This is a genomic window from Pseudomonas iranensis, from assembly GCF_014268585.2.
In the GTDB taxonomy this organism is placed as follows: domain Bacteria; phylum Pseudomonadota; class Gammaproteobacteria; order Pseudomonadales; family Pseudomonadaceae; genus Aquipseudomonas; species Aquipseudomonas iranensis.
Window position 1 is genome coordinate 3,216,211 of the sequence record NZ_CP077092.1, and the last position, 18,145, is coordinate 3,234,355.

Below are 18,145 nucleotides of genomic sequence, written 5' to 3' on the forward strand. Positions count from 1 at the left end.
TCATGAGTTTCTCGAACAAGGAACAGGGTGTGGTAAAGGAAGCATTGTTACCCTCGGCACGCGACATTGATGCCTTGGTACGCGCCGAACATCAGGACCCGTTTTCCATTCTCGGCCCGCACGGCGATGGCGCTGGTGGGCAATTCATCCGCGCTTATCTGCCGGGTGCGCTGAGTGTGGCGGTGCTGGACAAAGACAGCGGCGAAGAGCTTGGCCCACTGGAGATGACCGAGACGCCGGGGCTGTTTGTCGGCCATTTCGATCGGGCGCGACCGTACCTGTTGCGCACGCGCTGGGCCGGTGGCGAGCAGGTCGCCGAAGATCCGTACAGCTTTGGTCAGCTGCTGGGCGAAATGGATTTGTATCTGTTCGCCGAAGGCAATCACCGTGACCTCAGCGCTTGCCTCGGTGCACAGCTGAAAACCGTTGATGGCGTTGACGGTGTGCGCTTTGCCGTGTGGGCGCCGAATGCCCGCCGTGTGTCGGTGGTCGGCGATTTCAACGTCTGGGACGGTCGTCGTCACCCGATGCGTCTGCGCCATCCTTCGGGCGTGTGGGAGTTGTTCATCCCTCGCCTGCAAGCGGGGGAGTTGTACAAGTATGAAATCCTCGGCGCCCACGGCATTCTGCCGCTCAAGGCTGACCCGATGGCGCTGGCCACCAGCCTGCCACCGGACACCGCGTCGAAAGTCGCCTCGCCATTGCAGATCGACTGGCAGGATCACGAGTGGATGAATTCCCGTCAGGATCGCCAGCAGCGCTCCAAGCCTTTGTCGATCTATGAGTTGCACGCCGGCTCGTGGCAGTGCGAGCTGGATGATCTCGGCGAGGTAGCGCGTCAGTACACTTGGCCGGAACTGGCTGAGCGGCTGATTCCCTATGTCAAAGAGCTGGGTTTCACTCACATCGAACTGATGCCGATCATGGAACACCCGTTTGGTGGTTCCTGGGGTTATCAGTTGCTCTCGCAATTCGCGCCGAGCGCGCGTTACGGTACGCCGGATCAGTTCGCTGCGTTCGTCAACGCCTGTCACCAAGCCGACATCGGCGTGATCCTCGACTGGGTGCCGGCGCATTTCCCCACCGATACCCACGGTCTGGCGCAGTTCGACGGCACCGCGCTGTACGAGTACGGCAATCCGCTGGAAGGCTTCCATCAGGATTGGGACACGCTGATCTACAACCTCGGTCGCACCGAAGTGCACGGTTACATGTTGGCCTCGGCGCTGCACTGGCTGAAACACTTCCATATCGACGGCCTGCGTGTCGATGCGGTGGCGTCGATGCTGTATCGCGATTATTCGCGCAAGGCTGGCGAATGGGTGCCGAATCGCCACGGCGGTCGGGAGAACCTCGAGGCTATCGACTTCCTGCGTCATTTGAACGACGTGGTTGAACTGGAAGCGCCTGGTGCGCTGGTGATCGCCGAAGAGTCCACCGCATGGCCGGGCGTCAGCCAGAGCACCCAGCAGGGCGGCCTCGGGTTCTCCTACAAATGGAACATGGGCTGGATGCACGACTCGCTGCACTACATCCAGCAGGACCCGGTGTACCGCGCCCATCATCACAATGAGCTGAGCTTCGGCCTGGTTTACGCCTGGTCGGAGCGCTTCATCCTGCCGATTTCCCACGACGAAGTGGTGCACGGCAAGCACTCGCTGATCGACAAGATGCCCGGCGACCGCTGGCAGAAATTTGCCAACCTGCGCGCCTATCTGAGCTTCATGTGGACGCATCCGGGCAAGAAGCTGTTGTTCATGGGCTGCGAGTTTGGCCAGTGGCGCGAGTGGAACCACGATCAGCAACTGGACTGGTACCTGCTGCAGTACTCCGAGCACAAAGGTGTGCAGAAACTGGTTGGCGATCTCAACCGGCTGTATCGCGAAGAGCCGGCACTGCACGATCAGGACGACGCGCCGCAAGGCTTCCAGTGGTTGATTGGCGATGATGCGATCAACAGTGTTTACGCGTGGTTGCGCTGGAGCAAGGATGGCTCGCCAGTGCTGGTGGTTGCCAACTTCACGCCGGTACCGCGCCAGTCGTATCGGGTCGGCGTGCCGTTTGCCGGGCGCTGGACCGAGCTGTTCAACAGTGACGCCGACATTTACGCCGGCTCCAACTATGGCAATGGCGGCGGGGCATTGACCGATGAAGTACCGAGTCATGGTCAATCGTTGTCGCTGGAACTGAATCTTCCGCCGTTGGCGGTGTTGATTCTCAAGCCGCAGGGCTAGCAGCTGTGGGAGCGAGCCTGCTCGCGAAGGCGTCATGTCAGTCAACGATGATGTTGAAGGTGATACCGCTTTCGCGAGCAGGCTCGCTCCCACAGGGTTCTTCAGCGTTCAGGAGATCACCAGCGCATCCGCACGCCGAGGCTGCCGATGATCCCGTTCAGATCATTGTCATCCACATCGCTGCTGTAATCGGCGCTCATGTACAGGCTTACCGCCGGTGTGACCCGCGCCACCAGTCCCAAACCCAATTCCACTGTTGAAGACTTGCGGCTGCTGCTGATCTTGTCGACCTGATCCAGTGTCACCGTGCTGCCGGTGTAAACGGTGTGCCAAAGGTTGGTACGCACGTATGGCTCAACAGGCAAACCATTCAAGTCATAACTGCCTTTCAACCGCGCACCGACGCGGCCGCTCCACGCGGTCAGGTCGGTGGAAGAGGCATTGCCCGAGCCGGCATACGGAGCGTCGAGACTGATGCGCTGGTTGATCAGTTGTGCCTGCGGTTCGACCACCCAGTTTTCACTCAAGCCGATCGGGTAACCGCCTTCGACGGAAAAGGTCATCGCGTTGCCTTCCGTGGCTTGCCGATTACCTTGCGCAGTGCGACTGAAACCGCTGACCCGACCGCCACTGGCCGAAAGGTCGACGTGCCAGCCTTGCGCACCCACCAGACTGTAATAGGCGCCCAGGCTCTGGCCTTGCAGGTTGAGGCTGTCAGTGTTGCGGTCGGCGAGGGCACGTCGGGTCAGCGCACCATCGGCATTCAGCTGGACCTGATTGTCGCCACCTATGAGACCTAGGGTCTGAGTAGTCCCGTTAGCGCTTTTCAACGTGACCACGGCCGGACCTTTGAACTCGCCAGCGGCCATCGCATAACCTGATGAAAGTGCGTCGGTCTGTGCTTGCCGAGCGCTTTTGCCGTACAGCTCGTCCCAGGCAGATGGGGCAAGATCCTCAGTGATCACGCGCGAACTCTGCTGACTCAATGGCAGTGGTCCGGGTGTTATCACGGTTACTGGCAGGGTCAGCACCGGTACGTCGGCGCGATACCACGCGGGTTCATCCGCCGCAGATCCCGCATGCGCCTCCATGGACGAGCACAGCAGCAGTGAGCCTGACACTGTGCAAAGGGTGATTTTCAGTTCGTGTGGGGTCAGTGAAGTTTTCATGGAGGTCTACCTTGCAAGCGCATGCGTCATCTCGTGTTTGGCGTCTCTCCTACCCCGAACGAGGGGCGACCGAATAGAGCGGGGCGAACCGCGGCTGCTCGATTTCGCGAGTGCCGGAAGGTCAGCCCCAGTAGTGATTCCGGGGGTAGTAAGGTAGAGATAAGAAGAGTGACGCCTGCGCGTCAAGAAAATGCACGATGAATGGCGCGCTTAAATCAGCCTTTGCAAGCGTTTGTTTTTCTGAACATAACTAAGTGTTTGTTTGCATGGAAAAACGCCTGCGAAGCAGGTGGCTGACGGTTTTTTGCCGCCGACGAAAGGTCCTCCCGAGCGTCAGTTGCCGGGAAGGCCTGTCATTTAATTGCTGTCAAAAATGCCCTTACAGATGCACTTCGACCGCCAGCGGGAGGTGATCGGAAAGATGCGTCCACGGCTTGTTGCCAAGAATGCGTGGGTCGTGGCTGCTGGCATTGCGCAAGTAGATCCGGTCAAGCCTCAGCAAGGGAAACCGCGCGGGATAGGTTTTCGCCGGGCGCCCATGGTGACGCTCAAAGGCTTCATGCAGATAATCGCGACGGGCGAGGGCGGCGTTGCCTTGCAACTGCCAGTCATTGAAATCGCCGGCGATGATCACCGGCGCATCGTCGGGTAGAGATTCAAGCAGCTGACAGAGCAGTTGCAACTGCAATTGTCGATGGCTTTCCAGCAGACTCAAATGCACACAGATTGCATGCACCTCGGCATGCCCGGGGACATCAAGAATGCAGTGCAACAGCCCGCGCCGTTCAGGCCCGGTGATCGACACGTCGAGGTTGCGATATTCGCGGATCGGGTATTTCGACAGCAGCGCGTTGCCGTGGTGGCCGTCGGGGTAAACGGCGTTGCGCCCGTAGGCAAAATCGCTCCACATGCTGTCGGCGAGGAATTCGTACTGCGACGTCTGCGGCCAGTCGTTGTAACGACTGGAATGGCGTTCGTGCTCACCCACCACTTCCTGCAGAAACACCAGATCGGCCGAGGTACTGCGCATCGCTTCGCGCAGCTCCGGTAGAACGAACCGCCGATTCAGTGCGGTGAAGCCCTTGTGGGTGTTGACCGTGAGTACCCGCAGGCGATGAATGACTGGCGCGTCGACCGCTTGACGCTTGGGATCGCTGGACACGTTCACTCCTCTGAATTGGGCCATGCCTGTTCATGCGACTGGTTTGAGGGGGTGGCAGTTCCTTCCAGAAATGTTTGATCGTACACAGGACTCTGTGGGAGCTGGCTTGCCAGCGATGGGGCCAAATCAGCAGTATCTCTGTTGCCTGATACACCGCTATCGCTGGCAAGCCAGCTCCCACAGGGTTTCACGGTGTCAGAGGGGTCTTTGGCGTTCAGAGGAAGACGATTTCATACGGCAAGCGCATCCGCTCCAGCAGCACCGGTGGCAGCAGCGGGGCGATGCCGATGGCCGGTTCGCCCTTGAGCTGGCTGGCATAGGCGTGGGTCGCGTGGCTCTTGCGCGCGACCGTCCAGGTGTCGAGCCGCAGCTTGCGCGCGCGTTCCCAGGGAATCATTTGCTGCTCGCGCTCCGGCCAGTGCCAGGCCCACACCGGCACATCGTGATAGGTCGCCCCGGCCTTTTGCGCCGCGTCGAAACTGGCGCGCCCGACCACTTCATGATCCGGCGGGCCATCCTTGCGCCAGGTACTGAACACTACGTCGCCCGGTCGCAGGTAACGGCCGATGAACTCGGTGAGTTGGCTTTGCTGATCACTCAGTGCGTTGTCGGTAAAGCCGCCGCGCACCCACTTCAGGCTGTGCATGGGCAGGCCGAGGCGGCGCAGGGCTTCGACGCTTTCCTGCGGGCGGAACACGCTCAGACGTTGTTCCGACCACTGGCGCGAGCCGGGGTGGCTGGCGCTACCGTCGGTAATCGAGAGCAATTGCAGAGGATGGCCAAGGCTGGAGAGCAATTGCAGCAGACCGCCGCAAGTGACCACTTCATCGCCCGGATGCGGGGCGATGACCACGGCGCGGGCGCCGGCGGGTACCAGACTGTGGGTGTTAATGACGGGAATATTGTCGAGTTGCGGCGCGCTGTTCCAGATCTGTGCCGGCAGGCCGTGTTCGTTGAGCAATGACGATTTCATGAGTGCGACGTCCTTGTGGTATCTCGCCCTCAGTCGTGAGCAGCCAACGCTGATCGCGGCCCGTGAAGGCAAATGAATAGCAACGGTGCAGTGCTCCAACCCTTGGATTACTGCGAGGCAGAGTATTGCTCAAGACAGCCGATTCGTCGCGTCACAGATCAATCTGATCCGTAATTTTTTATTCCAGCTGTGCCAGATTGCGCAGAAAGTAACCGAACCCGCCCTTGGCCCGACTGTCGAGACGGGCGCTGGTGTGCACTTGCGGTCGGTGACTCCAGGCGATATTGGCGCCGCTGCGCTCCAGTGCACGCACCAGTTGCACGTCCTCGTCACAGGTCAGCGGCTTGAAACCGCCGGCCAGGCGATAAGCCTCGGCACTGACACCGAGGTTGGCGCCGTGAATGTGCCGATGGCCATCGCGGGCCTGATAATGGCGGTGATAGCGAATCTGCGCCGCCTCATCAATCGATTCGTGCCAGTGCTCGACAGTGACCGTGCCGCACACAGCATCAGCCTCCAGCCCCAGTTGCGCCGCCAGCCAGTCATCGGCGACGCGGCTGTCGGCGTCGGTGCAGGCGATCCAGCGGGCACCGCGCTCGAGCAACAGGCGCGCACCGGCGGCGCGGGCTTCACCGACGTTGCGCGCATCGATCTGCAAGCTGAGCACTGGATAAGCGCTGACGATCTGCGCCGAGCCATCGCTGCAACTGTCGAGCACCACCAGGATTTCCACCGGCTCGCCGCCCAGTTGTGCATGCTGGCTGGCGCGCAACGCTGCACGCAGGCATTCATCAAGCAGCGCCTCTTCGTTGTGCGCGGGAATCACGATACCGATCAACGCAAGCCCTCCAGGGCCGCCACCGAGCGTGGCTCGCGGCTCCACAGTTCGAGAATGAAATCCGCTTCCTGATGTAACACCAGACGCGGCAAAGCCAATTGATCGTGGATCTGATCGTGGACCTGCCGTGCATTCAGCGGGCAACCCTCGATCGGCGGGCGCCAGTGGCAGGCCAGCAGTTGTCCGTCGGCGGTCAGTGACTCACTGATCCGGCGGATCATTTCTGTCAGATCTTTTTCGTCGAGGTAGTAGCCGATTTCGCTGAACACGATCAGGTCGAATTTTTCCTCCGGCCAGTCAGCCGGAAGGCGGCCCTGGCGGACTTCGGCGTGCTCGAAAATGCTTAAGCGCGTTCGCGCCAGCTTCACCGCCGCGCTCGCCGTGTCACAACACAACAGGCGATCGCAGCGCGGAGCCAGTTCTGCACTCAGTTCGCCGTTGGCGCAACCCGGTTCGAACACCGACCTGTAGCGCGGACGGGGCAGGGCGGCGAGGGTGATCGCGCGCTTGCGCTGTTCGTACCAGCGCTGGCGGAACGCCCATGGGTCGTCATTGCCCGCGAACAGGCCGTCGAAATAGCGGTCATCGACGCTCACAGGAACACCACTTCAAAAGGTTGCAGCAAACGATCTAGCACATAGGGCGCGAGCACTGGCCCGAGCCCGACGTCGCGGTCGCCTTCCAACTGGCTGGCGAACGCGTGCGCGGCGTGGCGTTTACGTGCTATGTGCGTCGGTGAAAGGAGAATCTTGCGCGCCCGCTCCCATGGCACCGAAGCGTCTTCCGGGGTTGCCCAGTGCCAGGTCCAGACCGGAAGCTCATGGCAGGTCGCACCAACGCGTCGCGCCGCCTCAACACTGGCGCGGCCGACAGCCTCGTGATCGCTGTGACCGTCCTGGCGCCAGGTAGTGAAAACCACGTCACTGGCGTGCAGATAACCGGCGATGAATTCGCTCAACTCCGGTTCCTGAGATGCGACTTGGGTGTCGGTAAAACCGCCGCGCAGCCATTTCAGGCTGTGCATCGGTAGGCCGAGGCGCCGCAGGGCTTCGGCGGATTCCTGCGGACGCACCACGCTCAAACGCTCGACTGTCCAGCGCTGCGAGCCGGGGTGACTGGCGCTGCCATCGGTGACCGAAATCAACTGCAACGGCCGTCCGGCTGCCGCCAGCAACTGCATGATGCCGCCGCAACCGAGCACTTCGTCATCCGGGTGCGGTGCGACGATCACTGCACGCGAGCCCAGCGGTACCAAGTCAAGAATATCGATGGCCGGCATCTCGGCGAGACGCCGCGAAGCCTGCCATTGCTGCAATGAAGTGCCCTGGCCAACGATCGGGTTGGCTTTCATAACGCCCAGACCTCGCAGGACTGACCAGCAATCTGCTGGCCCAGTGCAGCAAGGTCGCGTTCGGCATGACTCTGGCGCAGAAACACCGGCAGGTCGGCGCTCAACCGGGCGAAATGCCGATCCTGACAAAACGGCCCGGCACCCAACGCACGACCGACTTCACGCATCACCTGTTCAGCAGACTGTTCAACCACGGCGCGGGCGCGGCGGGCGAGCAATTCAGCGTCGGCCTCGGGCTGCGCATCGATTTGCAGCGCGCTGAAGCGCAACACATCGGCTGCCGCTTGCAGTGCTGTGTCAGTCGCACCGAGATGGGCGAGGGCGTGCGGTTCATCGCGTTGCGCGCAATGCTGACGCAGCCCTTCGGCAATCCGCCGTGAAGCGCCATACCAGCAAGCCGCGATACCGATCCCGCCTTGCCAGAAACCCGGCCGTTGCAGGTAATCACCGGGGTTGCCGATGGCCTGCGCTTCGGCGTTGTCGAACAGCACTTCAACGCTGCCGGTGGCCGCCATGCCCACCGCTTGCCAGCCTTGATCGGTGATGGTCACGCCAGGTTGATCGAGTGCGACTGCAACCAATTGCTGCTGACCGTCCGCGTCCCATGCGGTAAGCAAGGCGTGGCTGAGCACCGCAGCGCCAGAGCACCAGGCCTTGCGCCCGTTCAGCGTCACCATATGCCCGGCCGGCGTGACTTTCACCCGCGCCTGCGGCGGTTCGGCGGCCCACATGCCCCACGTGCTGCCCGGGGTTGGCGTACCGCCCAATTGCTCGATGATCGCCAGCGCGTCGGTGTGGCCCTCATAGAGTTTGCACAGGCCTAAATCGTGTCCACCGACTTCCGAGAGACGCTGAAAGCGCTCCAGCGTGTGACCGCTGCCGGGTAACGGCAAGCGGTCGAGGCCGGCCTCGACCATTGCCCGCAGGCAACGGCCGAGGGCGTTGGTGTCGGCGTAATCTGGCGGACGGCGGGCCAGATAATGTTGAAAGTCCATATCAATCTTCTTCGTCACGTTGCAGTTCGAACAGCAGCAACGAACGCCCGGTCACCGAATATTCATGGCCGAATTCAAAGCGCTCCTGGCCGCGAATCGACGGCTGATTGGTGTCGATCATGCAGGTCCAGAAGCCGCCGTCCGGCACTTCCGGCAGGGTGAAGTTGACGATGTCGTGGTGTGCGTTGACCACCAGCAACAGGGTCGCGTCGGCACCTTTGCGGCGGATGCCGGTTTCCTGCGCGCGTCCGTCGAGCAGCATGCCGAGGCAGCGGTTGTGCGCATCGTGCCAGTGCTCGGTGGTCATCTCGGTGGCGTCCGGTGCCAGCCAGGTCACGTCCTTGACGCCGATGTCTTCGTTGTACTCGCCGACCAGGAAGCGTCCGCGACGCAGGATCGGATAAGTCAGGCGCAGCTTGATCAGGCGTTTGACGAACTTGAGCAGGGCCTTGCCGTCCTCGCTCAGATCCCAATTGACCCAGCCGATCTCGCTGTCCTGGCAATAGGCGTTGTTGTTGCCGTCCTGGGTGCGGGCGAACTCGTCACCGGCAACGATCATCGGTGTGCCCTGGGCCAGCAGCAGGGTGGCGAAGAAGTTGCGCATCTGCCGATGGCGCAAAGCGTTGATTTCCGGATCGTCGGTCGGACCTTCGACGCCGTGGTTCCACGACAGGTTGTTGTTACTGCCGTCCTGGTTGTTCTCGTCGTTGGCTTCGTTGTGCTTGTCGTTGTACGAGACCAGATCGTTAAGGGTGAAACCGTCGTGGGCGGTGATGAAGTTCACCGACGAATACGGCCGGCGCCCGCGCTGGTTGAACATCTCACCGGAAGCGGTCATGCGGCTGGCGAAATCGGCAAGCTGAGCGTCGTCACCTTTCCAGAACGCACGCACGGTGTCGCGGAACTTGTCGTTCCATTCGACCCAGCCCGGCGGAAAGTTGCCGACCTGATAGCCGCCGGGGCCGCAGTCCCAAGGTTCGGCGATCATTTTCACCTGACGCAGCACCGGGTCCTGACGGCAGGCGACGAGGAAGCTGTGGCGCTCGTCGAAACCATCGTGGTAGCGGCCAAGAATGGTTGCCAAGTCGAAGCGGAAGCCATCGACGTGCATCTCACTGGCCCAGTAGCGCAGAGAGTCAGTGACCATTTGCAGCACGCACGGGTGGCTCAGGTCGAGCGTGTTACCGGTGCCGGAATCGTTGATGTAGTAGCGCTTGTCGTCCGGCATCAAGCGGTAGTAGGAGGCGTTGTCGATACCGCGCATCGACAGGGTCGGGCCTTGCTCGTTGCCTTCGGCGGTGTGGTTGTAGACCACGTCGAGAATGACTTCGAGGTTGGCATCGTGCAGATGCGCGACCATTTCCTTGAATTCGGCAATCTTGCCACTGGCCAGATAACGCGGGTCCGGGGCGAAGAACGCAATGCTGTTGTAGCCCCAGTAGTTGGTCATGCCCTTTTGCAGCAGATGCTGATCGTTGACGAAAGCATGGATCGGCAGCAGTTCGACAGAAGACACACCGAGCTTGCGAATGTGCTCGAGCACGTCGTCGACCATCAGACCGCCGAAAGTGCCACGCAGGTTTTCCGGCACCGACGGGTGACGCATGCTGATGCCGCGCACATGGGTTTCATAAATGATGGTCTTGTCCCACGGCACGCTGACGCGATGGTCGTTGCCCCAGGTGTGCGCCGGGTCGATGACCTTGCACTTGGGCACGAATGGCGCGCTGTCACGCTCGTCGAAACTCAGGTCGGCGTCGGGGTGGCCGATGGTGTAGCCGAACAGCGCCTCCGACCATTTCAGCTCGCCGACCAATTGCTTGGCGTATGGGTCGATCAGCAGTTTGTTGTGGTTGAAGCGGTGACCATTGGCCGGGTCATAAGGACCATATACGCGGTAGCCGTAGATCAAGCCAGGATGCGCATCCGGGAGGTAGCCGTGGTAAATCTCATCGGTGTATTCCGGCAGCTCGATGCGTTCGAGCTCGACCTCGCCGGCATCGTCGAAAATGCACAGCTCGACCTTGGTGGCGTTGGCGGAAAACAGAGCAAAGTTCACCCCCAGACCATCCCAGGTCGCACCGAGCGGGAAGGGCAGGCCTTCACGGATTCTCGACGGCTCGGCTTGCGCAGCGGGTTCGGCTTTCTTTGGACGGGTCATGATTGCTCCTGCAAAAAAACGGGACAGTTCAGGCAATGAGATTTCCTGGTGGGAGCGAGCCTGCTCGCGAAAGCGTCGGTACATTCGACATTTTCACCAACTGACCTAGCGCTTTCGCGAGCAGGCTCGCTCCCACAGGGTTGTGTGTTGTTCCCAAAAATGGGCTTTCTTCGGGGCGCAAGAACCCCTGTGGCGAGCACGCTCGCCACACAGTCATTCAGTTCAAAAATGGATCGGGTCAGTTCGCCGGAGGCTTCTTCGCTGCTCGCGGCTTTTTCTCGGCAGCCTTCTCGCCCGGCGGGGCTACTTTGGGCGTGGCCGCCGGCTTGGCTTTCGCTGCCGGTTTGGCTTTGGCGGTTGCCGGAGTCTTGCCGTCGGTGCTTTTTGCTGCTGCGGCTGTAGTCTTGCCAGCCACCTTGCTGCCCGCCGCTTTCGGTGGCTTCTTGGGTGCCAGCGCTTCGGCCTCGGCCAGCTTGCGCGCCATTTCCCAATGACGTTCTTCGTGGCCTTCAGGTTTCCCTTCCGACTCCCAGATCTGATAGGCGAATTCGCGAATGCGTTTATCGTCAGTGCTCATCGCAATGCTCCTGAACTGAACTCATGCTTGTGTTAAGTGTTGGATAAAGAGATTGACCGGGACATCCCCCAGCGCTTCGCTGACATTCAGCTCCCTGTTTTGTGTGACTACGGTGCTGGCAAAAAGTCCCTTCAGGTTTGCATCCGAAGCGGCAGACGGTAAAACCACCCGCGTATCGCCCCAGCGCAGCGCATCGACCTGCGGGATGGCACTGTTTTCCAGCAACGTCGCGCAACGCACCGGCACCACCACAATCGCCCGCACGCCCAGATGTTCACGCGCGAATGCCAAGACGTTGTGCGCCTGACTGCCCAGCACTTCCAATGGCTGGTAATCGCCTCGACGGAACAGCTCGCTGTGTTCCTTGCGCAGGTTCAACACCTCACTGATCAGCGCCTGTTTGATGCGCCCGTCACGCCAGTCCTTGAGCAGTTCGGTACCCGGCACGGATGCCTGCAACGCTTGCTCGCGGGCGGCGTAATCCACCGGGCGGCGGTTGTCCGGGTCGACCAGACTGAAGTCCCAGTACTCGTTGCCCTGGTACAGATCCGGCACACCCGGCACGGTCATGCGCAGCAAGGTTTGCGCCAGCCCGTTGAGCGCGCCGGCAGCGGCGATGCTGTTGACGGTCTTGCTCAGCGCCGCACGCAGCAACTCGCCTTCTTCACCGGTCAGCAGCTTTTCCGTGAACGCCTGTGCTGCGTTTTCATACGCTTCGTTCGGCGCGCTCCAGCTGCTTTGCAGCTTGGCTTCGCGCAGGGCTTTCTGTTGCCACTGCCAGATGCGCTTGGCGTATTCGGCGAAACCGGCCTTGTCGTCGTCCCGTAGATCCAGCGGCCAACTGCCGAGCAATGCCTGATAGAGGATAAGTTCGTCGCCCGCGGAAGGCGCGTCATCTTCGATGCGCACCGGGCGGGCGAGGGCGCGCCACAATTCGACCTGATCGGCGTACCAATGGCTGCGCTCGCTGAGTACGGCCAGCCGGGCGCGGGTGTCTTCGCCGCGCTTATGATCATGGGTAGCAGTCGCGAGCAGGTTGTCAGGAAACTCGGCCATGCGCTGTTGATTGAGTTCGTGGAACTCGCTGACCGGCGCACTGAATTGTTCGGTGTTGTAACCGACATCATTGCGCGACAACAGCACCGCCGAGCGATACAGCGCGGTATCTTCCACGGCTTTGGCTGCTGCCGGCGAAGTCAGTTGCTGGAAACGCACGCAGGCATGCTTGAGGATCTTGCGCGAGCGACCCCGTGGCTTGCGGCGCCACGGCGTGCCGCCGAGCCAACTGGCGACCGAGTCGAGCACTGGCCAGTCGGCTTCGCTGAGGGTTTGCCGCGCACCGTCCATGGCGTGCTGGAAAATCGCTTCGTCCTGCTCGGACCGGCCCATGGCGCTGATGTAAGTGCGATAAACCGGGAAGTGCACGATCAACGCATGGAGCACGCGGCGAATCGCGCCCAGGGTCAGGTCGCGGGTCATCAAGTCATCACGCGAAACTTGATGCAGGGCCTGCGCGACACTTTCGAAGTCGCTGGCCAGCGAGCCGTTGAGGATCTGCTGGCGGGCCAGTTGCGCTTCTTCCATGAACGCAGCCGGGCGCTCGGTGCGGCGCTGCCAGAGTTCGCCCAGTACATGTTCGCCGTCCGGGTCGTGTTGCAGCAGCGACAGCTGATTCATGAACTCGTAGCCGGTGGTGCCGTCGACGCTCCAGTCGCGGCGCAGGGTTTCGCCCTCGCCGAGGATCTTCTCGACATAGATCGGCAGATGACGTCCCGGCGCCAAGTGATCAAGGCGACGGCGCAATTTGCGGCAGTAGCCACGCGGGTCGGCGAGGCCGTCGATGTGGTCGATGCGCAAGCCGTCGACCAGACCTTCTTCGACCAATTGGAAGATTTTGCCGTGGGTCGCTTCGAACACCGCCGGACGCTCGACGCGCAGGCCGCCAAGCTCGTTGATGTCGAAGAAGCGCCGCCAGTTGATGTCGTCCGCCGCCGTGCGCCAACTGGCCAGGCGATAACTCTGCCGTTCCAGTAACTCGTGGAGCTTGTGGAAGCCTTCCTCGGTGGTGGAATCGTACTGTGCGAGGTTGCCTTCGATAGTCGCCAGAACACGCGGATCGCTGGCCAGCTCGCGCAACTCTTGCTTGAGCGGCATCGCCAGCGAATGTGCGTCGGTCTGGTAGCTGAGTGTGCTGAAGCGATCTGCCAGAGACTTCAGCGTGTCGTCGGACTTGAGCAGCTCGCCATAGTTGTTCGGGCAGATCGGGAAGTGGTGGTCGTAATGCTCGACGTAAAAAGTCCCGGTCTGCGCGTTGAATTTGAGCTTCAGCGTGCCTTCCTGCAACGCCACGCCGTAATCACTGCCAAGGAACGGCAGCAGCAACTGGCCTTCCATCAACGGGTCCGGCGAGTGCCACTGAATGTCGAAGAACTCGCCGTACGGGCTCAGGCGTCCCCATTCCAGCAGGTCGAGCCACCACGGGTTGTCGTTGCCGCCCACGGCCATGTGGTTGGAAACGATGTCGAGGATCAGCCCCATGTTGTGTTCGCGCAAGGTGCTGACCAGTCGGCGCAATGCCGGCTCGCCGCCCAGCTCCGGATTGACCTGGGTCGGGTCGACCACGTCGTAGCCATGCATGGAACCGGCGCGCGCCGCCAGCAATGGCGAGGCATAGATATGGCTGATGCCGAGGCGGGCAAAGTACGGCACCAATGGCGCCGCTTGTTCGAGGGTAAAACCTTCATGAAATTGCAGGCGCAAGGTGGCGCGCAGTGGCTGGATTTGCTGTTGATTCATTGGTCACGCTCAGAGGCTTGAAGGCGCGCGCAGGCCAGCAGTTCCAGGCGGCGGGCGGCATCGGGGCCGTCCAGCAACGCTTCGCTGGGACCGGGCAAACGTCGCGACCAGTTCGGATGTGAATCGGTGGTGCCAGGCAGATTCGGCTGTTCATCGATACCCAAGGCATCTTCCAGCGGCAGCAGGACCAGCGGCGCGCGGGTGTGGCCGAGGAAACGCACACTGGCATCGACCACTTGATCGGCTTCGTGGGACTCTTCGCGGAAGTTCTGCGGATCCTGGCGCAGCGCATCGCGCAGGCCTTCGCGTTCACGCTCGCGATGCCGGCGCCAGTCGATTTCGCCATTGGCATCGACCAGACCGAGGCGTGCATTCCAGTCGATGTCACGACCATGCCACCAACCGTTGAGTGTCGGCAGGTCATGGGTGCTGGTGGTCGCCAAGGCATCATCCGGCCAGTCGAGAATCGGTTTGAAACGGGTGTTGTCCTGTTCGAACAACAGCACGCGCATGCCCAGGATTGACCGCGCGGCAAGTTTTTCCCGCAGGCCTTCCGGCACGGTGCCGAGGTCTTCGCCGAGCACGATGGCCTGATGCCGATGGGATTCCAGGGTCAGCAGGCGCAGCATGTCGTCGAACGGGTAATACAGATAGGCGCCATCGGCCGGGGCGGCGCCGTTGGGAATCACCCACAGGCGTTGCAGGCCCATGACATGGTCGATGCGCAAGCCTCCGGCGTGGGCGAAGTTGGCGCGCAGCATGTCGATGAAGGCGCGGAAACCGTTGCGGATCAGCCCTTCCGGCGAGAACGCGGAAATGCCCCAACCCTGGCCGCTGCGATTGAGGATGTCCGGCGGCGCGCCTACGGTCAGCGAGGCGAGCAATTCGTCCTGAAAACTCCAGGCCTGGCTGCCAGCGCCATCAGCACCGACGGCGAGGTCGGCGATCAGGCCAATGCCCATGCCGGCACTGCGCGCGGCAGTTTGCGCGCGTTCGAGGCAGCGATGGATCAGCCATTGGCAGAAGGCGAAATAACCGATGCGCTCGGCATATTCCTCGGCAAACGCGCCCAGCGCCGCACCGCGCGGGTCGTGCCAGTGTTCCGGCCATTCGCGCCAGTCGAGACTTTCGCCACGGGCGGCGCGCATTTCCTGAATCGCTTCAAAGCGGCAATGGTTCTCCAGCGCTTCGCCACCGGCGTGACGAAAACTGGCGAAGTCGGCGTGCAACGGATGCTCACCAGCGACAAAACCGTCATATAAGGCTTGCAGCAGCTTCTGCTTTGCTTCGGCAGCGGTCGGCCAGTCGATCAGCTTGAGATTTTCCAGCTGCTCGAACTGCGCGGCCAGGCCACTGGCATCAATTGCATCACGCAACGCGCGTTCGCCGAGAATGCTCCCCGGCGCGGCATACAGTGAATTTAGAAACAAACGACTGGACGGCGAATAAGGGCTGTAGCGGCCATTGTCTGCGCTGAACATCGCGTGCATCGGACTGATCGCCAGCGCATCAGCGCCGCGCTCACCCGCTACACGAACCAGTTCCTCCAGCGCCTGGGTGTCTCCAAAACCACCGTCACCCGGACGGCGCAGCGAATACAACTGGGCGCTCAGACCCCAGGCGCGCGGGATCGGGCTATCGACCGCATCGGCGACGCTGAAGCAGCGTTCAGGCGCCACGGCGAGCGTGAAATACTGATCGGCGATATGCACTTGCTGGTAACCGACCGGAATCAAGCCGGGCAACATGGCTTCGTTGTCCAGCTTCAGGTTCATCTGCGAGCCGTCTTCAAGATGGATTTCGCAGGGGGTTTCCGGTGAGAAATAGCGACTCAGGTCGAGGGCAACGCCCACGTCGCAAGTCAGCAGGGGTGGCAAATGGCGGTCTTGCTGGACTTCTTGCAATTCCAGCAGGCTGGCATCGATTTCCTGCGCGGTGCTGGCGGGGTGGCCGAGTCCGATCAGGACATTGCGCAACACAGCAGGAGCGACTTTTTGCTGACGCCCGTTGGCGTCGATCCAGTCGACGGCAAGGCCGGCTCGACTGGCGAGTATTTCCAGTTGCGCATCGCTCATAGGCGCTCTCCATCCAGGGGGTGCATAACGGGTGCGGCCGTGAGGCTGACAAGCGCGGTGTACGCCGGCAGTTGGTTCGGGTCCGACAGTTCGACTGCGGCTGGCTGTTGAAACAACCAGTCGGTATCAGTCTGTGCAGGGTTGACCACTGGCGTGTCACTGAGGTTCAGGTCAATTCGCAGCTCACTACCGTTGCCCAGCCGCCAGCGTGCGCTGACCGCGCCATGGCCGAGCATCTGCGCGCCCAGAGCCTGGGTCCCGGAGAGGTTGGGAATGATGTATTGGTGCCGCAACTTGAGCAGTTGCCGATACAGCTCTTGGGTCTGCTGTTGCAATGGCGTGCCGCTGCCGGATAATCGCGGCTGCGAAGCGTGGAAGGTGCTTTCGGCATTCGGATCGGGGATCTGTTCGCGCTTGTGCGGATCGGTAAAGGCACTGAATGCGGCGAACTCGTTGCGCCGACCTTCACGCACCAGTTCCGCCAGTTCACCGTGATGGCTGGTGAAAAACAGGAACGGTTGCTCGGCGGCAAATTCATCGCCCATGAACATCAGCGGAATCATCGGCGACAGCAGCAACAACACTGTCGCCGCTTGTACCGCACGGGGGTCGGCGAGCTGATGCAGGCGCTCGCCAAAGGCGCGGTTGCCGATCTGGTCATGGTTCTGCAGAAACAGCACGAAAGCGGTGGAGGGCAGATGTTCGCTCGGCTCGCCACGGGGTTCGCCATGACGAGTGATGTGGCCTTGGAAAACAAAGCCCTGACTCAGGCAGCGCACCAATTGCTCGGTGGGTTGCGCGGCGTAGTCGGCGTAATAGGCGTCGGTTTCGCCGGTCAGCAGCACGTGCAAAGCGTTATGGCCGTCATCGTTCCACTGCGCGTCGTAGTCGGTCTCAAGCAGGCTCGACTGGTTCAGCTCGTTTTCGACGGTCAGCCAGACGTGCCGGGTCGGGTCGATCTGCTGGCGAATGCGTCGGGCCAGATCGCTGAGGAAGTCGGGATCTTCAATTGCGTGCACCGCGTCCAGGCGCAAACCGTCGAAACGGTATTCGAGCAGCCACATCAGCGCGTTTTCAATGAAGAACTCGCGCACTTCCGGACGGCGGAAATCGATCGCCGCGCCCCAGGGCGTGTGCTTGTCCTCGCGGAAAAAGCCTTTGGCGTAACGATGCAGATAGTTGCCGTCGGGACCGAAGTGGTTGTAGACGACGTCAAGAATCACCGCCAGGCCATGGCCGTGGGCGGTGTCGATCAGGTGTTTGAGTTGTTCCGGTGTGCCGTAGGAGGCTTGCGGTGCATAGGGCAGTACGCCGTCATAGCCCCAGTTGCGATCACCGGGGAATTGCGCCAGCGGCATCAGTTCGATGGCGGTGATGCCCAGCGCCACCAGCCGCGCCAGATGCTGTTCGACTTCGGCAAAACCACCGAGCGCACCGACGTGCAGCTCGTAAATCACCGCTTCACTCCACGGCCGACCATTCCAGGTCGTGTGCCGCCATTGGTAGGCATGGGGATCGACCACCACACTGTGGCGGTCGAGGTCGCCATCCTGTGCCCTGGAGGCCGGGTCCGGCACCTCCAGTTCGCCATCGATGCAATAACGGTAGCGACTGCCCGCCGGGCAATTGGCCTTGATTACAAACCAACCGTCGCCCTGAGGCAGCATGGGCAACGATTTTCCATCTTCCAGTTCCACACTGACGTAGAACGCGTCAGGCGCCCACAACGCAAACTGCGTGTGCTCGGCATCCAGCATGATCGCGCCGTGGGGCCAGGTTTCTTGGGTCCTTGACGGCATTTTCTGCAACTCCCT

General features: G+C 61.4%; 13 protein-coding genes. 1 reads left to right on the plus strand and 12 read right to left on the minus strand.

Annotated elements, in window-relative coordinates; translation table 11 throughout:
• Nucleotides 1-2 precede the first annotated feature (2 nt).
• On the plus strand, nt 3-2,234 hold the full coding sequence (glgB, locus tag HU724_RS14395; protein ID WP_186566785.1) for a 1,4-alpha-glucan branching protein GlgB: 2,232 nt from the start codon (nt 3-5) through the stop codon (nt 2,232-2,234).
• 116 nt (nt 2,235-2,350) lie between these two features.
• Here the strand turns inward: glgB and HU724_RS14400 are convergent, their stop codons facing one another.
• From HU724_RS14400 to treZ, 12 genes are all read right to left on the minus strand, one after another.
• A complete protein-coding gene (locus tag HU724_RS14400) occupies nt 2,351-3,403 on the minus strand; it encodes an autotransporter outer membrane beta-barrel domain-containing protein (protein WP_186566783.1) in 1,053 nt (350 codons plus the stop codon).
• Nucleotides 3,404-3,782: 379 nt separating this feature from the next.
• A complete protein-coding gene (locus HU724_RS14405) occupies nt 3,783-4,565 on the minus strand; it encodes an endonuclease/exonuclease/phosphatase family protein (protein WP_016774637.1) in 783 nt (260 codons plus the stop codon).
• A gap of 214 nt (nt 4,566-4,779) precedes the next feature.
• Nucleotides 4,780-5,538, minus strand: coding sequence for a PIG-L deacetylase family protein (locus HU724_RS14410; protein ID WP_122601767.1), 759 nt, complete (start codon nt 5,536-5,538; stop codon nt 4,780-4,782).
• Nucleotides 5,539-5,716: 178 nt separating this feature from the next.
• Nucleotides 5,717-6,376: a glycosyltransferase family 2 protein gene (locus tag HU724_RS14415; protein WP_186566781.1), complete on the minus strand. Its 660-nt coding sequence runs from the start codon at nt 6,374-6,376 to the stop codon at nt 5,717-5,719.
• Nucleotides 6,373-6,972: an SAM-dependent methyltransferase gene (locus HU724_RS14420; RefSeq protein WP_186566779.1), complete on the minus strand. Its 600-nt coding sequence runs from the start codon at nt 6,970-6,972 to the stop codon at nt 6,373-6,375. Before HU724_RS14420 ends, HU724_RS14415 begins: the two co-directional genes overlap by 4 nt.
• Entirely contained in the window at nt 6,969-7,727 is a 759-nt protein-coding gene (locus tag HU724_RS14425; RefSeq protein ID WP_186566777.1) for a PIG-L deacetylase family protein, read from the minus strand. Before HU724_RS14425 ends, HU724_RS14420 begins: the two co-directional genes overlap by 4 nt.
• Complete coding sequence (locus tag HU724_RS14430; RefSeq protein ID WP_024012877.1) at nt 7,724-8,722, minus strand: acyl-CoA dehydrogenase family protein; 999 nt, start codon at nt 8,720-8,722, stop codon at nt 7,724-7,726. The genes HU724_RS14425 and HU724_RS14430 overlap by 4 nt, the downstream gene beginning before the upstream one ends.
• 1 nt (nt 8,723) lies before the next feature.
• Nucleotides 8,724-10,883, minus strand: a complete 2,160-nt coding sequence (gene glgX / locus HU724_RS14435) for a glycogen debranching protein GlgX (RefSeq protein ID WP_186566775.1) — start codon at nt 10,881-10,883, stop codon at nt 8,724-8,726.
• 238 nt (nt 10,884-11,121) lie between these two features.
• Entirely contained in the window at nt 11,122-11,460 is a 339-nt protein-coding gene (locus tag HU724_RS14440; RefSeq protein ID WP_186566773.1) for a DUF2934 domain-containing protein, read from the minus strand.
• Nucleotides 11,461-11,481: 21 nt separating this feature from the next.
• Nucleotides 11,482-14,256 (minus strand): malto-oligosyltrehalose synthase, encoded by a 2,775-nt coding sequence (locus HU724_RS14445; RefSeq protein ID WP_186566771.1) that lies wholly within the window; start codon nt 14,254-14,256, stop codon nt 11,482-11,484.
• Nucleotides 14,253-16,331 carry a 4-alpha-glucanotransferase gene (gene malQ, locus HU724_RS14450; protein WP_122692629.1) on the minus strand — a complete coding sequence of 693 codons (2,079 nt, stop codon included), beginning with the start codon at nt 16,329-16,331 and terminating at the stop codon, nt 14,253-14,255. The genes HU724_RS14445 and malQ overlap by 4 nt, the downstream gene beginning before the upstream one ends.
• Nucleotides 16,328-18,130, minus strand: coding sequence for a malto-oligosyltrehalose trehalohydrolase (gene treZ / locus HU724_RS14455; RefSeq protein WP_186566769.1), 1,803 nt, complete (start codon nt 18,128-18,130; stop codon nt 16,328-16,330). The genes malQ and treZ overlap by 4 nt, the downstream gene beginning before the upstream one ends.
• Between the last annotated feature and the right edge of the window lie 15 nt (nt 18,131-18,145).